The 14,377-nt window shown below is 68.1% G+C and carries 14 protein-coding genes and 1 tRNA gene; 5 read left to right on the top strand and 10 right to left on the bottom strand.

Annotation, left to right across the window (positions count from 1 at the left end; translation table 11 throughout):
- Positions 1 to 5: 5 nt before the first annotated feature.
- Positions 6 to 926 (bottom strand): AEC family transporter, encoded by a 921-nt coding sequence (locus RWQ91_RS02440; RefSeq protein ID WP_314502431.1) that lies wholly within the window; start codon positions 924 to 926, stop codon positions 6 to 8.
- Positions 927 to 1,073: 147 nt separating this feature from the next.
- Here RWQ91_RS02440 and RWQ91_RS02435 point away from each other — a divergent pair, with 147 nt between their 5' ends.
- The gene (locus tag RWQ91_RS02435) at positions 1,074 to 2,771 is read left to right on the top strand and encodes a SulP family inorganic anion transporter (protein WP_314502430.1); all 1,698 of its coding nucleotides are present in this window, start codon (positions 1,074 to 1,076) and stop codon (positions 2,769 to 2,771) included.
- A 122-nt stretch (positions 2,772 to 2,893) separates the two neighbouring features.
- On the opposite strand, the gene RWQ91_RS02430 is transcribed toward RWQ91_RS02435, so the two are convergent.
- The 3 genes from RWQ91_RS02430 to RWQ91_RS02420 all read right to left on the bottom strand — a co-directional run bounded on the left by RWQ91_RS02430 (position 2,894) and on the right by RWQ91_RS02420 (position 4,068).
- Positions 2,894 to 3,151, bottom strand: a complete 258-nt coding sequence (locus tag RWQ91_RS02430) for a DUF6458 family protein (RefSeq protein WP_314502429.1) — start codon at positions 3,149 to 3,151, stop codon at positions 2,894 to 2,896.
- A 100-nt stretch (positions 3,152 to 3,251) separates the two neighbouring features.
- Positions 3,252 to 3,695 (bottom strand): SRPBCC domain-containing protein, encoded by a 444-nt coding sequence (locus tag RWQ91_RS02425; RefSeq protein ID WP_314502428.1) that lies wholly within the window; start codon positions 3,693 to 3,695, stop codon positions 3,252 to 3,254.
- Positions 3,688 to 4,068: a metalloregulator ArsR/SmtB family transcription factor gene (locus RWQ91_RS02420; protein ID WP_314502427.1), complete on the bottom strand. Its 381-nt coding sequence runs from the start codon at positions 4,066 to 4,068 to the stop codon at positions 3,688 to 3,690. Before RWQ91_RS02420 ends, RWQ91_RS02425 begins: the two co-directional genes overlap by 8 nt.
- Positions 4,069 to 4,166: 98 nt before the next feature.
- Between RWQ91_RS02420 and RWQ91_RS02415 the strand changes: the two genes are divergently transcribed.
- Positions 4,167 to 4,733 carry a dihydrofolate reductase family protein gene (locus RWQ91_RS02415; RefSeq protein ID WP_314502426.1) on the top strand — a complete coding sequence of 189 codons (567 nt, stop codon included), beginning with the start codon at positions 4,167 to 4,169 and terminating at the stop codon, positions 4,731 to 4,733.
- Here the strand turns inward: RWQ91_RS02415 and RWQ91_RS02410 are convergent.
- The 3 genes from RWQ91_RS02410 to RWQ91_RS02400 are packed head-to-tail and all read right to left on the bottom strand — an operon-like array spanning position 4,722 to position 7,942.
- Positions 4,722 to 5,486 carry an SGNH/GDSL hydrolase family protein gene (locus RWQ91_RS02410; protein WP_314502425.1) on the bottom strand — a complete coding sequence of 255 codons (765 nt, stop codon included), beginning with the start codon at positions 5,484 to 5,486 and terminating at the stop codon, positions 4,722 to 4,724. The two genes, RWQ91_RS02415 and RWQ91_RS02410, sit on opposite strands and share 12 nt — an antisense overlap.
- Before the next feature lie 20 nt (positions 5,487 to 5,506).
- Positions 5,507 to 6,859, bottom strand: coding sequence for an MFS transporter (locus RWQ91_RS02405; protein WP_314502424.1), 1,353 nt, complete (start codon positions 6,857 to 6,859; stop codon positions 5,507 to 5,509).
- 30 nt (positions 6,860 to 6,889) lie between these two features.
- Entirely contained in the window at positions 6,890 to 7,942 is a 1,053-nt protein-coding gene (locus RWQ91_RS02400; RefSeq protein WP_314502423.1) for an LLM class flavin-dependent oxidoreductase, read from the bottom strand.
- Positions 7,943 to 8,036: 94 nt separating this feature from the next.
- Here RWQ91_RS02400 and RWQ91_RS02395 point away from each other — a divergent pair, with 94 nt between their 5' ends.
- Positions 8,037 to 8,687, top strand: coding sequence for a phosphoribosyltransferase family protein (locus RWQ91_RS02395; RefSeq protein WP_314502422.1), 651 nt, complete (start codon positions 8,037 to 8,039; stop codon positions 8,685 to 8,687).
- Here the strand turns inward: RWQ91_RS02395 and RWQ91_RS02390 are convergent.
- Together RWQ91_RS02390 and polA are read right to left on the bottom strand one after the other, a co-directional pair.
- The gene (locus RWQ91_RS02390) at positions 8,673 to 10,343 is read right to left on the bottom strand and encodes a DUF885 domain-containing protein (protein ID WP_314502421.1); all 1,671 of its coding nucleotides are present in this window, start codon (positions 10,341 to 10,343) and stop codon (positions 8,673 to 8,675) included. The genes RWQ91_RS02395 and RWQ91_RS02390 overlap by 15 nt on opposite strands.
- Positions 10,344 to 10,382: 39 nt before the next feature.
- Entirely contained in the window at positions 10,383 to 13,022 is a 2,640-nt protein-coding gene (gene polA, locus RWQ91_RS02385) for a DNA polymerase I (RefSeq protein WP_314502420.1), read from the bottom strand.
- A gap of 54 nt (positions 13,023 to 13,076) precedes the next feature.
- Here polA and RWQ91_RS02380 point away from each other — a divergent pair, with 54 nt between their 5' ends.
- Complete coding sequence (locus RWQ91_RS02380; protein WP_314502419.1) at positions 13,077 to 13,508, top strand: hotdog fold thioesterase; 432 nt, start codon at positions 13,077 to 13,079, stop codon at positions 13,506 to 13,508.
- Positions 13,509 to 13,514: 6 nt separating this feature from the next.
- On the opposite strand, the gene RWQ91_RS02375 is transcribed toward RWQ91_RS02380, so the two are convergent.
- Positions 13,515 to 14,135, bottom strand: coding sequence for a response regulator (locus RWQ91_RS02375; RefSeq protein ID WP_314502418.1), 621 nt, complete (start codon positions 14,133 to 14,135; stop codon positions 13,515 to 13,517).
- 41 nt (positions 14,136 to 14,176) lie between these two features.
- Here RWQ91_RS02375 and RWQ91_RS02370 point away from each other — a divergent pair.
- Positions 14,177 to 14,259 (top strand) — tRNA-Leu (locus RWQ91_RS02370).
- Positions 14,260 to 14,377 lie beyond the last annotated feature (118 nt).

Raw genomic sequence — 14,377 nt, 5'->3', positions numbered from 1 at the left:
CGGCGTCAGCCCAGCAGCAGCGTGGCCAGCAGAAGCACCGGGATGCAGCCGATCGTCGTGAGGAAGACCGTGTCGCGGGAGATCGTCTCACCGACGCCGTAGCGCTGCGAGTAGTTGAACACGTTCTGAGCGGTGGGAAGCGCTGCGAGCACGACGACGATCAGCACCTCGTGATCGCTCAGACCGAAGACGTAGGTGGCGACAGCCCAGGCGATCAGAGGCATGACGATCAGCTTGAGTCCCGTCGCCAGGAAGATGTCACGGCGCCTGCCGGAGGATCCGAGCACGCGCTGCCCGTAGAGCGAGATGCCGTAGCTGATGAGCAGCACCGGAACGCACGCGTTCGCGATGAGCAGCGCCGGCTGGAAGAGGATCGGCGGCAGCTCGAGTCCACTCACCGACACGGCGGTGCCGAGCACCGAGCCGATGACGATGGGATTGGTCAGAGCGCGGCCGACCGCGCGGCCGAACGACCGGCGCCCGGAGGTCGCCGCCTCGAGGACGGCGATCGATATCGGCGTGAAGAGCAGCAGCTGCATGAGGATCACCGGCGCCGGGTACGCGGCGCTGCCCAGCAGGTACAACGACAGGGGGATGCCGATGTTGTTGGAGTTCACCTGGCCGGCCGACAGGGCGCCGATCATCACGTCGCCGACGGGCCTTCGCCACACGAAGCGGGAGATCAGGACGAAGACGGTGATGACGACGAGCGCGGCGATCGCCGACACCGGGAGCAGCGCCGAGAAGAGCGTGCGCACGTCGGCTTCGGCCAGCACCACGAACAGGAGGAAGGGCGACAGGACGAAGAAGGTGAGCCGCGCAAGCACCGGACGTGCGTGTTCGCCCAGCAGATCGATGCGCCCGATGACATAGCCGATCGCGATCGCGAGACCCACGACGACGAATCCCGTCAGAGTCTCCAGCATGCTTTCGAGCCTAAGACCTCAATCATCCGGTCCGTATGACGACCCCTCCGCCCGCCCGGCACTAGCCTGCGAGCATCCGGCGCGCCGCGGCGGAGTGGCCGTGTCCCGCGATGGGAAACGGCGTCGGGGTGCGGGGGAGAGGTGCGGATGTCGGTCCTGACGCGACTGGTACCGGAGTGGATTCGCCACTACAAGATCGGCTGGCTGTCCGTGGACGTGCTGGCCGGGGTGACGCTGGCGGCGGTCGCGGTGCCCGAGGTGATGGGGTACACCTCGATCGCGCAGACCCCGGTCATCACGGGTCTGTACACGATCATCTTCCCGACGCTCCTGTTCGCCCTCCTCGGGTCGTCCCGACTGCTCGTCGTCGGTGCGGACTCGGCGACCGCGGCGATCCTCGCTGCGGGCCTCGCCGGCATCGGGATCTCGGGGCTCTCGCCGAACTCGTCCGAGTGGGTGGCGTGGACCAGCCTGGTGGCACTGGTCTGCGGCGCGATGCTCGTCCTGGCGAGGCTGCTGAAGCTCGGCTTCCTCGGCGATTTCCTCAGCGCCTCCGTGCTGATCGGGTTCCTCACCGGCGTGGGGATCTCCGTCCTGACCGGCCAGCTTCCCGACATGCTCGGCATCCCCAAGGGGAAAGGCAATTGGTTCGAGCAGCAGTGGAGCACGCTGACCCATCTGACCGATGCGAGCTGGTGGACCGTCGCGTTCGCCGCCGGGACCCTGGTGATCATCGTCGGCTGCAGGCTCATCAGCCGCAAGATCCCGGGAGCGGTGATCGCCGTCGTCCTTTCGATCGTCCTGTCCAATGTCCTGGACGCGTCAGGTCACGGTGTGGCAGTCATCGGACCGGTGCAGGGAGGGATGCCGCCCTTCGGGCTTCCGCCGGGCATCGACCTCACCGACATCCCCGCCGTCATGGGCGTCGCGCTCTCGTGCTTCTTCCTGATCATCGCGCAGAGCGCGGCGACGTCGCGCAGCTTCGCGATGAAGCACAGCGAGCGAGTCGACATCAACAAGGACATCCTGGGTCTGGCCGGCGCCAACTTCGCAGCAGGTCTGACGGGAACGTTCGTGGTGAACGGCAGCCCCACCAAGACCGAGATCCTCGACGAGCAGCGCGGTCGCAGTCAGATGGCGAACATCACGATGTCGCTCGTGGTGATCGTGGTCGTGCTGTTCCTGACGAAGTACCTGACGAACATGCCGGTCGCGGTGCTGGCCGCGATCGTCTTCATGATCGGTCTGGGGCTGGTCGATGTGAAGGGACTGCGCAGGATCAGCGCGGCGCGCATGAGCGAGTTCGTCATCGCGGTCGTCACCGCGATCGTGGTGTTCTCCTGGGGAGTCGAAGAGGGCATCATCCTGGCGATCGCCCTGTCGGTGATCGAACTGGTCCGCCGTGCCTACACGCCCAGCGACTTCCTGGTGGGCGTGAACAAGGGCGGAGAGCCGGTCTACACGCCGGCGCAACCGGGCAGTGAGAGCCTGCCAGGCCTTCTGGTCTTCCGCTTCGACTCGCGGCTGTTCTACGCCAACGCCAGCCTGTTCGTGGACCGGATCCAGGAGCTGATCGCCGCGGCACCCACGCCCGTGCGCTGGCTCATCCTGGACTGCTCATCCATCGGCGACATCGACTACTCGGCCAGCCTCAACCTCACCGGACTCATCGAGGCGCTGCACGAGCAGAAGCGCGTGTTCGCGCTGGCCGAGGTGGATCCGCAGCTGATGAAGGTGCTGGTCAAGCTCGAGACGCTCGAGCACTTCGACAACGCGCACATCTACGCGACGGTTCCCGAAGCGGTCGCGGCGTTCCGCGCGGCGGCGGCACCCGCGCCCGCGTGACGGCTCGGCCTGCCATCGCTCGTCGTGGCATTTGCCGATAATGCACATTATGTCAACTCACTGATATGAAAGAACCCGGTCGGGGCGGGAGCGCTCCCCGACCGGGTCTGGGATCGTGCGAGTCAGACGACGTCGTCGGTGGACCGCGTGGTCTGGCGGGTGACGCGCTCGCCGGCGGCCGGATCGACCGCCGTGCGCGTGACGGTGTCGCTGGAGCGACGACGCATCAACAGGATCAGGCCGATGATGAAGACGACGACTCCGGCGCCCATCAGGATGTACCCGATCAGGTCGAGGTTGATCCAATCCAGCTGCACGTTCACGGCGAACGCGAGGATCGCTCCGATGACGAAGAGGACTACTCCGGCTCCGATGCTCATGGCACTTCCTTTCCGTGAGGACGCGGCGGGCCTCAGCCTTTCCAGGCTCGTCGGCAGCGTGCGCAGCGGCAAGGGCTTGACACGGAGCCCGCGCATGGTTTCAGCGCACGATCGAGGCCACGACCTTCGCCATGTCATCGATGAAGGCGTTGTAACCGGCGATGGTTGCGGCGACCTGTTCGTCCGAGAAGTCCGAGCGATCCTGCCGGATCGTCAGCTGTGTGCCGCCCTCCACCGCTTCCAGGTCGAACAGCACCGGCAGACCGGTGTCGTCACCCGGCTGGTCGGTGAGGGTCATCGCCACGTGAGCCGGAGGATCCACCTCGATGTAGGTACCCGACCAGTTGATCAGGTTGCCATCCGGAAGATGCATGACGGCGCGGAAGGCTCCCCCCGGGCGCACGTCCATGGACAGCGTCTCCTGCGGGACCTCCACCGCGGCGGTGCCGAACCAGACGGCGAAGTGCTCGGGCCGCGTGATGGCCTCGAAGACGAGTTCCCGCGGCGCGGCGAGCGTGCGGGTGACGGTGAAGTAATCAGTCATGGGTGTTCTCCTGCTCCTGTGGTGGTGACATCGTGTCGGTCGCCTGCAGCTGCTGCAGGGCGTTGAGATACTGGTCCAGCGAGCCGAGGCTGTCCGTCCAGAAGCGGGCGTAGTCGGCGATCCATCCGGATGCCGCTGCGAGGGGCTGCGCGTCCAGTCGCGCCGGCCGGAACTGGGCGTGGCTCCCCCGGCTGACCAGCCCGGCGTTCTGGAGCACGCGAAGGTGCTTGGAGACGGCGGCGAAGGTCATGTCGAAGGGAGCGGCCAGCTCCCCCACCGTCGCCTCGCCCTCCGACAGGCGAGCGAGGATCGCGCGGCGCGTGGGGTCGGCGAGGGCGGCGAACGTGCGACTGAGGCCATCCACGGTCGTCATGTCGTCCCCTTTATTCAACCAATCAGTACAATACCGATGAGTTGAGTAATCGTCAACATCTCGCACGCCATGTCGGCCCTTTTCGCTAGCGTGTGCGCATGCCACGCGTCGTCTACAACACCGCCACCACGCTCAACGGCTACCTGGCCGACGATGAGAACTCGCTATCCTGGCTCTTCGCGGTGCCCGGCGCTGATGAGGCGGAATCCTCCTTCTCCACATTCCTCTCCGGCATCGGTGCCCTGGTCATGGGATCGACGACCTACGAATGGCTGCTCCACCATGAGGGTCTCGTGGAGAGCCCGGAGAAGTGGTTCTACCCGGACATCGTCAGCTTCGTGCTCTCATCGCGACGCCTTCCCCGGCTTCCCGGCGCGGACGTCCGGTACCGCAGCGGCGATGTCGAGTCGCTCTGGCCCGAGGTCGCGGCGGCCGCCGGTGAGCGCGATGTGTGGATCGTGGGCGGCGGCGATCTGGTCGGCCAGTTCGCCGACGCAGGTCACCTCGACGAGATCCGGCTGTCCGTCGCACCGGTCACGCTCGCGTCGGGGAAGCCACTTCTCCCCCGACGTCTGGAGTCCGACAGTCTGAGGCTGGAATCGGTGACGGCGGCCGGCCAGTTCGCCGAGCTCGTCTACTCGGTGCGACGCCCGTCAGAGCCCTGACGGCTCGACGAGGGCCCAGTCCGGATGCTTGGGCACCCGTCCGTCACCCGATGAGGTGCCGGTGAGGCGACGCCGCACCCACGGACCCAGGTGCTCGCGGTAGTACGTCGCGCCACCCATGCGGGCGGCATCCGGCAGCCGCGGCAGCGACCACCACGCCGGCGGCGGCTCCATACCGAGCGCCGTCAGCACGCGTGCCGCCACGCGGTGGTGACCGCGGGAGTTCATGTGCAGGCGGTCCTCCGACCAGTACGACGTCGAGGACAGTTCGCGGTCGGGCCAGTTGAACGCCGTCGTGATGTCCGCGCGGTCGGCGATCCGCTCTCCGACGGCGTACGAGAGGATGTCTCCTCTTCGCTGGATCATCCGGCTCAGCGGCAGCTGGGCGGACGGGTTGGCGCCGGACAGGAGGATCAGGCGGACGCCCTGTTCGTCGCAGCGCTCGATCACCCGGTCGAACGCGGCGATGACCTGCGCGATGGAGGTGCGCGGCCGGATCATGTCGTTGCCGCCGCCGTTGAACGACAGGTGCGTCGGGTTGAGCGCGAGTGCGGGCTCGAGCTGCTCATCGACGATGGGCCAGGCGAGCTTGCCGCGGATGGCCAGATTGGCGTATCCGACCGGCTCGGCGGTGGCATCCGCCCATCCCTGTGCGACCAGGTCGGCCCAGCCGCGCACGCGCCCGTCGGGCAGATCGTCGCCGACACCCTCGGTGAAGGAGTCGCCGATCGCGACGTATCGTACGGTGGTCACCTCCTCAGCCTACGGCGCACTCACCGGTCATCGAGTGCCCGCCCGCGCCGATCGAGCAGGCCCCAGGCAGCTCCGGCGGCGATCGCGAAGAATGCCGCGAACACCACGAACAGCAGCGGCGCTCCCCCGGCAGCCAGCAGCAGCGGAACCATCAGCGGTGCGACGATCGATGCGATCCGACCGACGCCGGCAGCCCACCCCGATCCGGTCGCCCGGAGCGAGGTCGGATACATCTCCGGCGTGACCGCGTACAGTGCACCCCACGCTCCGAGGTTGAAGAACGACAGAGCCATTCCGGTGCCGATGACCGTCGCTTCGGCGCCCGCCGTGCCGAAGAGGATCGCCGCGACCGCCGAGCCCGCGAGGAACACCGACAGAGTGAGACGGCGACCCCACACCTCGATCAGCCACGCCGCCACGGCGTAGCCCGGCAGCTGGGCGAGCGTGATGATCAGCGTGAATCCGAAGGAGCGAACCAGGTCGTAGCCCTGCGAGACCAGGATCGACGGGATCCAGATGAATGCGCCGTAGTACGAGAAGTTGACACAGAACCACACCAGCCACAGGCACGCCGTGCGCACGCGGAATTCCGCCGACCACAGCGCCGCGAGGCGCTCACGCGCCGACTGCGCGGCCGCGGGGGCGGCAGGGGCGCCCGATTCGGACCCCGCATGCACGGGCACTCCGGCGGCCTCCTCGAAGCTCCGCACGACGGCATCCGCCTCGACGAAGCGCCCCCGCCGAGCGAGCCATCGAGGAGACTCCGGAAGTGCCCATCGCACGATGAGGGCGTACGCCGCCGGGATCGCGCCCAGTGCGAATGCCCACCGCCAGCCGTTCTCGGATCCGGGGATGGCCAGGAATCCGATGAGCGCGGCGGCCGTCCATCCGACCGCCCAGAACGCCTCGAGGATGACGATCAGCCGACCGCGGATCCTGGCGGGAGCGAACTCGCTGACATATGTGGAGGCCACGGGCAGTTCGGCGCCGAGGCCCAGCCCGACGAGGAATCGCAGCACCAGCAGGGCGGCGAGGCCGCCGACCAGTGCACTTGCACCCGTTGCCACTCCGTAGATCAGCAGCGTGACGGCGAAGACCTGGCGCCGGCCGAACCGGTCGGCGAGCAGTCCGCCCACCGTCGCGCCGACGGCCATGCCGACGAACCCGATCGACGCGATCCACGCCGTCTGGCCCGGCTCGAGGTTCCACTGCACCGCGAGCGCGGCGATGACGAACGAGATGAGCCCCACGTCCATCGCATCCAGGGCCCATCCCAGGCCCGAACCGGTCAGCACGCGCAGGTGCGGCCTGGTGAACGGCAGTCGATCGAGGCGCTCGGAGAGCGTCGCGGCGCCGGCGGGGGCGTGCGTCATGAGGCCATGCTACGAGAGCCGGCGGCAGCGTCAGCCGCGCTCGGCGAGCATCTCCCGCACGAGGGGCTGGACTCGCGTGCCGTACAGCTCGATCGAGGTCATCAGCTTGTCGTGCGACAGGGTGCCCGTGGAGAACTTCATGTCGAAGCGCGTGCTGCCCAGCGAACCGACCGTGTCGGCGATCTTGCGCGCCACGGTCTCGGGCGATCCGACATACAGGGCACCCTCCGGACCCACGTCGTGCTGGAAGCGGCCGCGGCTGTACGCAGGCCACCCGCGCTCCCGGCCGATCGTGTTGTTCATCGACTCGAAGCCTTCGTAGGCCTCTTCCCACGCCTGCTGATCGGTTTCGGCGATGTGGCCCGGAGAGTGGATGCCGACGGGAAGGCGATCGCGGCCGAACGAGTCCAGCGACCGGTGGTAGAGATCCACGAACGGACGGAAGCGCGCGGCCGGACCTCCGATGATCGCGAGCATGAGCCCGTAGCCGTAGCGAGCGGCCCGCACGACCGACTCGGGAGTTCCTCCGACCCCCACCCACGCCGTCAGGCCGTGGGCCGTCTTCGGGAACACGTCGGCCGCCTCGAGCGGCGCGCGCAGCGACCCCTGCCACGTCACCGGGGATTCGGTCAGCAGCTGGGAGAACAGATCGAGCTTCTCCTCGAACAGTGTCTCGTAATCGCGCAGGTCGTAGCCGAACAGCGGGAAGGACTCGATGAACGATCCGCGCCCGAGGATGACCTCGGCGCGGCCGTTCGAGACGGCATCGAGCGTTGCGAAGCGCTCATAGACGCGCACCGGATCGTCCGAGGACAGCACGGTGACCGCGGTGCCGAGGTGGATGTCCTTCGTGCGCGCCGCGGCCGCGGCGAGCACGATCTCGGGACTGGAGACCGCGAATTCGGGGCGATGGTGCTCCCCCACGCCGAAGAAGGCGAGACCGACCTCGTCGGCCAGCACCGCCTGCTCGACGACGTTGCGGATCGTCTGGGCGTCGCTGACGCGCTCGCCGGCCGCGTCGCGCGTGATGTCACCGAAGGTGTCGAGTCCGAGGTCGAGGTCGGCGGGGTCGATCGCGGTCATCGCAGTCGCTCATTTCTATTCATGCGCATAAGAACAGTGCGCGACAGGAGGGCATTCCCGCGAGCGGGCGGATGCTGCGGCGTAGGGTGTCCGCGTGGCCATCTTCGCGGATCGTGCGGACGCGGGGCGTCAGCTCGCCGTGGAGCTGAGCACCCTGGACGATCAGACGGCGATCGTCTTCGGCATCCCCCGCGGCGGCGTGATCGTGGCCGCCGAGGTGGCGCGCGTGCTCGGGCTTCCGCTCGCCGCGGTCGTCGTGCGCAAGCTCGGCGCTCCCGCGCACGAGGAGTATGCGATCGGCGCGATCGCCGAGGAGGCGGAGGTCGTCGACGAGGCTGCGATGCGGCACACCGGCGTCACGGCGGCACAGTGGGCTGCCGTGGAGGATCGGGAACGCGAGGAACTGGTGCGCCGCACCCGGCTGTTCGCCTCCGTGCCGGCAGCGCCGGCCGACCGCACCGCGATCGTCATCGACGACGGCATCGCGACGGGCGCGACGGCGACCGCAGCGTGCCGGTCCCTGCGGGCCCGGGGCGCGGCCCGGATCGTGCTGGCGGTCCCGGTCGCGCCGGCCACCTGGCGACCGGACCCGGCGATCGTCGATCGGTACGTCTGTCCGCATCCGATCCACGACTTCTGGGCGGTCGGCCGCTTCTACCGCGATTTCCGGCAGACGCCCGACGATGAGGTCAGCCGAGCGCTTTCGGCCGGCCTCCCCGTCGATGACGCGTCAGGTGAGGGCTGACCGCAGAGTGTCCAGGCCCACGCCACCCATGTCGAGGGCACGCTTGTGGAACTTCTTGATGTCGAACGCGTCACCCTCGGCGGCCTGGGCGTCGTCGCGGATCTGCTCCCAGATGCGCTGTCCGACCTTGTACGAGGGGGCCTGGCCCGGCCAGCCGAGGTAGCGGTTCACCTCGAACTGCACGAACTCGTCCGACATGTTGACGTTGCGGCGCATGAACGCCAGAGCGTAGTCGGCGTCCCAGGTGCCCTCGCCGTCGGGGCGCGGCTTCTCCAGGTGCACGCCGATGTCCAGCACCACGCGGGCCGCGCGCATGCGCTGACCGTCCAGCATGCCGAGCCGGTCGGCGGGGTCTTCGAGGTAGCCCAGCTGCTCCATCAGGCGCTCCGCGTAGAGAGCCCAGCCTTCGGCGTGGCCCGAGGTGCCGGCCAGCAGGCGACGCCAGGAGTTCAGCTCAGCGCGGTTGTACACCGCCTGGGCGATCTGCAGGTGGTGCCCGGGAACGCCCTCGTGGTACACGGTGGTCAGCTCGCGCCACGTGTCGAAGTCCTCGACGCCCTCGGGAACCGACCACCACATGCGCCCGGGGCGGGAGAAGTCATCCGTCGGTCCCGTGTAGTAGATCCCGCCCTCCTTGGTGGGTGCGATCATGCACTGCAGTCGGCGGATCGGGTCGGGGATGTCGAAGTGGGTCTTGCCGAGCTCCTCGATCGCCCGATCGCTGGTCTGCTGCATCCACCGCTGCAGCGCGTCGGTGCCGTGCAGCTTGTGTGCGTCGTCTTCCTCGAGGAAGGCGATCGCCTCTTCGACCGAGGCGCCGGACTTGATCTGCTGCGCGATCGACTCCTGCTCGGCCACCATGCGGGCCAGCTCCTCGGTGCCCCACTCGTAGGTCTCGTCGAGGTCGATGGTCGCTCCGAGGAAGCGGCGCGACTGCAGCGCGTACAGCTCCCGGCCCACGGCATCCTTCTCCCCCGCCACCGGGGCGAGCTCGCCGCTGAGGAATTGCGAGAGAGCGTCGTACGAGACGCGCGCGGCATTGGCGTTGTCCGCCAGCTCACGGGCGAGGGATGCCGGCAGCTGGCCGTCGGCCGGCGCGGCCTCGGCGGCGAAGGTGGCGAAGAAGCCCTGGTCGGCGGTGTACCGGGCGATCTGGGTGACGACTTCGACGACCTGCCGACGTGCGGGGACGATGCCTTGCGCGATCCCCTCGCGCAGCGTCGTGATGTAGCCGTCGAGGGCGTCCGGAATGGCACCCAGGCGCGTCGAGACCACCGACCAGTCCTCGGCGGTCTCGGTCGGCATGAGGTCGAGCACCGAGCGGATGTCCTGCACCGGCGAGGCGATCACGTTCAGGTCGCGCAGATGCCATTTGGCGTCGTGCAGGTCGATCTCCAGGCGGATCTCCCGGCTGAGGTCCTCTTTGGTGACGGCGTCGATCGGGTCGACTGGGGTGGCGGCCTCGAGCGCCGCGAGCGTGCTCCGGCCCTCCGCGATCAGGCGGTTCTGGCCCTCGGGCGTGTAGTCGCCGTATCGGTCGTTGTACTCCGAGCGACCGATGTAGGTCGCGAGGGTGGGCAGCTGTTCGGCGAGCGTGTCGACCCACGCGTCAGCGATCGTGTCGATCGGCGTGGGTGTGCGTGTGGCATCTGTCATGACATCGAGCCTAGGAGGACTCGGGTTCCGCCGACACCCTCAGTGCGCGGCTTCGTTCCAGTCCTGGCCGCGGCCGATCTGCACGTCCAGCGGTACCGCGAGCTCGGCGGCATCGCCCATCCGCTCCCGCACGACGCGCTCAGCGGCGTCCCACTCCCCCGGAGCAACCTCGATCACGAGCTCGTCGTGGATCTGCATGAGCACGCGCGAGCGCAGCTGCCGGCTGGCGAAGTCGTCGTGGATGTGGAACAGCGCGATCTTCATGATGTCGGCGGCGCTGCCCTGGATCGGCGCATTGAGAGCGGCTCGTTCCGCGTTCTCGCGCAGGACGCGATTGGGGCTGGCCAGATCGGGGAACGGCCGCCGCCGTCCGAAGATCGTCTCGGTGTACCCGTCGATCTTGGCCTGCTGCACCGAGGAGCGCAGATAGTCGCGCACGGCGCCGAAGCGGTGGAAGTACTCCATCATGAGCTGCTTGGCCTCGGTCTGCTCGATGCGCAGCTGCTTGGACAGGCCGAAGGCGGACAGTCCGTAGACCAGTCCGTACGACATCGCCTTGACCTTGGTGCGCATGGCCGAGGTCACATCCTGCGGGTCGACGCCGAACACGCGCGCGCCGACGAAGCGGTGGAGGTCCTCGCCCGAGTTGAACGCCTCGATCAGCCCCGGATCCTCGGACAGGTGCGCCATGATGCGCATCTCGATCTGCGAATAGTCGGCGGTCAGCAGCGTCTCGTAGCCCTCGCCCACCTGGAAGGCCGAGCGGATGCGCCTGCTCTCCTCGGTGCGCACGGGGATGTTCTGCAGATTGGGGTCGGTGCTGGAGAGGCGCCCGGTCTGGCTTCCCGTCTGCACGTAGGTCGTTCGGATCCGCCCGTCGGCGGCGATGGCCGTGTCGAGGGACTCGATGATCTGGCGCAGCTTCGTGGCCTCCCGGTGCTGGAGGAGAAGGTCCAGGAACGGGTGCGGGTTGGAGTCTTGAAGGTCGGCCAGCACGGCGGCGTCCGTGGAGTATCCGGTCTTGGTCTTGCGCGTCTTCGGAAGCTGCAGCTCTTCGAACAGGACCTCCTGCAGCTGCTTCGGCGAGCCCAGATTCACTTCGCGTCCGATGGCCGCGTACGCGTCCTGGGCGAGTGCGTCCGCGCGAAGACCGAGCTCGGTCGAGAACTCGGAGAGCTTCTCGTGCGAGACGGCGACCCCTGCCAGTTCCATGTCGGCCAGGGTCAGCAGCGTCGGCAGCTCGACGTCGGTGAGCACCGCCGACACGGAGGCTGCCAGCTCGGTGCGCAGCGCCGCCGTGACCCGCAGCGTGAACCACGACAGTTGTCCGGGTGTCGCGCCCTCGGTCTCGGGCACGAGCTGGGTCGGATCGGCCTCGGGGAGCTTCTCGTCCAGGTACCGATCCACCAGGTGCGCCAGCGTCTTGTCCGGGAAGCTCGGCCGCAGCAGCCATCCCGTCACGATCGTGTCGAACGCGAGCCCGCCGAGCGCGACGCCGGCCCGGCGCAGCGCCTTGACCTGCAGCTTGGCGTCGCTGAAGACCTTGGGGGCGTCCGAGCTCAGCCAGGGGGTGAGGGATGCCGCCACCTCGGGCGTCCAGCCCGCCTCGACGGCCGTGTTGCCCCGGGCGAAGCCGACTCGCGCGGGCAGGCCGCCTTCGATGACGACGGTGACCCCGACCTCGTCGGCGCTCGCGGTCAGCCAGGCAGCCAGCTCGTCCGGGGCGGGCTCGGTGGGGACCGGCGCGGCGACGGCCGCAGCGGCCGAGATCGACGCCATCTGCTGCTCGATGCCGGCCAGCTCGGCCACCCGGGGAATCAGCGTCTTGAACTCCAGCCGGGCGAAGATGTCGCGCACGGCCTGGGCGTCCATCGGCTGCACCTCGAGGTCGCTGATCGTCACCGGGAGCTCGACGTCGCGCAGCAGGCGGTTCAGGGTGCGGTTGCGGCGCACGTCGTCGAGGTGATCGCGCAGATTGCCGCCGACCACTCCCCCGATCTTGTCGGCGTTCTCGAGGAGCGCGTCGAGCGAGCCGAACTGGCCGAGCCACTTCACGGCCGTCTTCTCCCCCACCTTCGGCACGCCCGGAAGGTTGTCGCTGGTCTCGCCCACGAGCGCCGCGATGTCGGGATACTGCTCGGGCCGGACACCGTACCGTTCGATCACCGCGGCGGTGTCGTAGCGCTTGAGCTGGGACACCCCCTGCACGTTCGGGTACAGCAGGGTGATGTCCTCGTCGACGAGCTGAATGGTGTCGCGGTCGCCCGAGCACACCAGAACGTCGTAGCCCTGCTCGGCACCCTGGGTGGCGAGGGTGGCCAGGATGTCGTCGGCCTCGAAGTCCTCCTTCTGCAGCACGGTGATGCTCATCGCCGCCAGACAGTCCTGCAGGAGCGGGATCTGACCCTTGAACTCGCTCGGCGACTCGGAGCGGTTCGCCTTGTACTCGGTGTACTCCCGCGTGCGGAAGGACTGTCGGGAAGTGTCGAACGCGACGGCCATGTGAGTCGGCTTCTCGGCCTTGATCAGGTTGATCAGCATCGAGAGGAACCCGTAGATGCCGTTCGTGTGCTGGCCGTCCTTCGTCGAGAAATTGTCGACCGGGAGGGCGAAGAACGCCCGGTACGCCAGCGAATGGCCGTCCACGACCAGAAGGGTAGGCTTTGCGGAGTCCGTCACCCTGCAAGCTTAGTGAGGGCTTCGGACGCCCTTTCCTGCCACCGGAAGCGAGCCATGACCGAGACTGCCCCCATCGAAGAGAACGGCCTGATCTGGGCTGCGCGACGCGGCATGGGGGCGCTCGCAGAGAAGATGGGGATGCGGTTCGAGGAGTTCACGGTGCAGCGGGCGGTGGCGACGATGCCCGTCGAGGGCAACACCCAGCCCGTCGGTCTCATGCACGGGGGCGCCTATGTCGTCCTGGCCGAATCGCTCGGATCGATGGCCGCGAACCTGCATGCAGGGCCCGGCCGCCTGGCGGTCGGCGTGGACATCAACGCCACCCACACGCGCTCGGCCACCTCGGGCCTGGTGACGGGCGTGTGCACGCCGATCCACCTGGGTCGCAGCATGACGGTGCACGAGATCGCCGTCAGCGACGATCAGGGTCGCCGGCTGTCCACGATCCGGATCACCAACATGATCAAGGACATGCCGCGGAACTGAGTCGGTTCAGGCCTTCTTGGGCGCGAGCTGCTCGATGATCGCCTTGGCGACGTCCTGCATCGTGAGGCGGCGGTCCATGGATGCCTTCTGGATCCAGCGGAACGCCTCCGGCTCGGTCAGGCCCATCTTCTCGTTGAGGAGGCCCTTGGCACGATCCACGAGCTTGCGGGTCTCGAAGCGCTCGACCATGTCGGCGACCTCGGCCTCGAGCGTGATGATCTGCTCGTAGCGCGCCAGGGCGATCTCGATCGCCGGGAGCAGGTCGTTGGGGGTGAACGGCTTGACGACGTACGCCAGCGCACCTGCTTCGCTCGCGCGCTCGACCAGTTCCTTCTGGCTGAACGCCGTCAGCAGCACGACCGGGGCGATGTGGTTCTTGCTGAGCTTCTCGGCAGCCGAGATGCCGTCCAGCTGCGGCATCTTGACGTCCATGATGACCAGGTCGGGGCGCAGCTCGGTGGCCAGCTGCACAGCCGTCTCACCGTCGCCCGCCTCGCCGACCACGTCGAAGCCGTTGTCGCGCAGGATCTCGACGATGTCGAGGCGGATCAGCGATTCATCCTCCGCAACGACGACTCGTCGGGGCGTGGATGCCGGAGACCCAGTGGCCTGCTCTTGCTCAGTCACAGCTGCAATCCTACGGTATGGTCGTTCGCGGACGTGCCGGGGCCGGTGTGGCGGAATGGCAGACGCGGAGCACTCAAAATGCTTTGCCCGAAAGGGCATGTGGGTTCGAGTCCCACCACCGGTACGAGTGAGAGGGCTGACCCCGTCAGGGGCCGGCCCTCTCACTCGTACCGGCGGTGGTGGGACTCGAAGCCCAATGGCCGGCGGGCGGGTCCGGACGGCGGGTGTCGCTGTCAAGCCCC

The organism is uncultured Microbacterium sp. (genome assembly GCF_963524805.1).
Lineage (GTDB): Bacteria > Actinomycetota > Actinomycetes > Actinomycetales > Microbacteriaceae > Microbacterium.
The sequence above is the reverse complement of the archived record's forward strand: the minus strand, read 5'-3'. Positions and strand labels throughout refer to the sequence as shown.

What these genes read in the sequence shown, in the direction of transcription:
- RWQ91_RS02400 (WP_314502423.1), bottom strand. Translation starts at nt 7,942, where the DNA reads ATGACCGCGATCGACCCCGCCGACCTCGACCTCGGACTCGACACCTTC.
- RWQ91_RS02380 (WP_314502419.1), top strand. Translation starts at nt 13,077, where the DNA reads ATGACCGAGACTGCCCCCATCGAAGAGAACGGCCTGATCTGGGCTGCG.
- RWQ91_RS02420 (WP_314502427.1), bottom strand. Translation starts at nt 4,068, where the DNA reads ATGACGACCGTGGATGGCCTCAGTCGCACGTTCGCCGCCCTCGCCGAC.
- RWQ91_RS02390 (WP_314502421.1), bottom strand. Translation starts at nt 10,343, where the DNA reads ATGACAGATGCCACACGCACACCCACGCCGATCGACACGATCGCTGAC.
- RWQ91_RS02425 (WP_314502428.1), bottom strand. Translation starts at nt 3,695, where the DNA reads ATGACTGATTACTTCACCGTCACCCGCACGCTCGCCGCGCCGCGGGAA.
- RWQ91_RS02430 (WP_314502429.1), bottom strand. Translation starts at nt 3,151, where the DNA reads ATGAGCATCGGAGCCGGAGTAGTCCTCTTCGTCATCGGAGCGATCCTC.
- RWQ91_RS02415 (WP_314502426.1), top strand. Translation starts at nt 4,167, where the DNA reads ATGCCACGCGTCGTCTACAACACCGCCACCACGCTCAACGGCTACCTG.
- RWQ91_RS02440 (WP_314502431.1), bottom strand. Translation starts at nt 926, where the DNA reads ATGCTGGAGACTCTGACGGGATTCGTCGTCGTGGGTCTCGCGATCGCG.
- RWQ91_RS02405 (WP_314502424.1), bottom strand. Translation starts at nt 6,859, where the DNA reads ATGACGCACGCCCCCGCCGGCGCCGCGACGCTCTCCGAGCGCCTCGAT.
- RWQ91_RS02435 (WP_314502430.1), top strand. Translation starts at nt 1,074, where the DNA reads ATGTCGGTCCTGACGCGACTGGTACCGGAGTGGATTCGCCACTACAAG.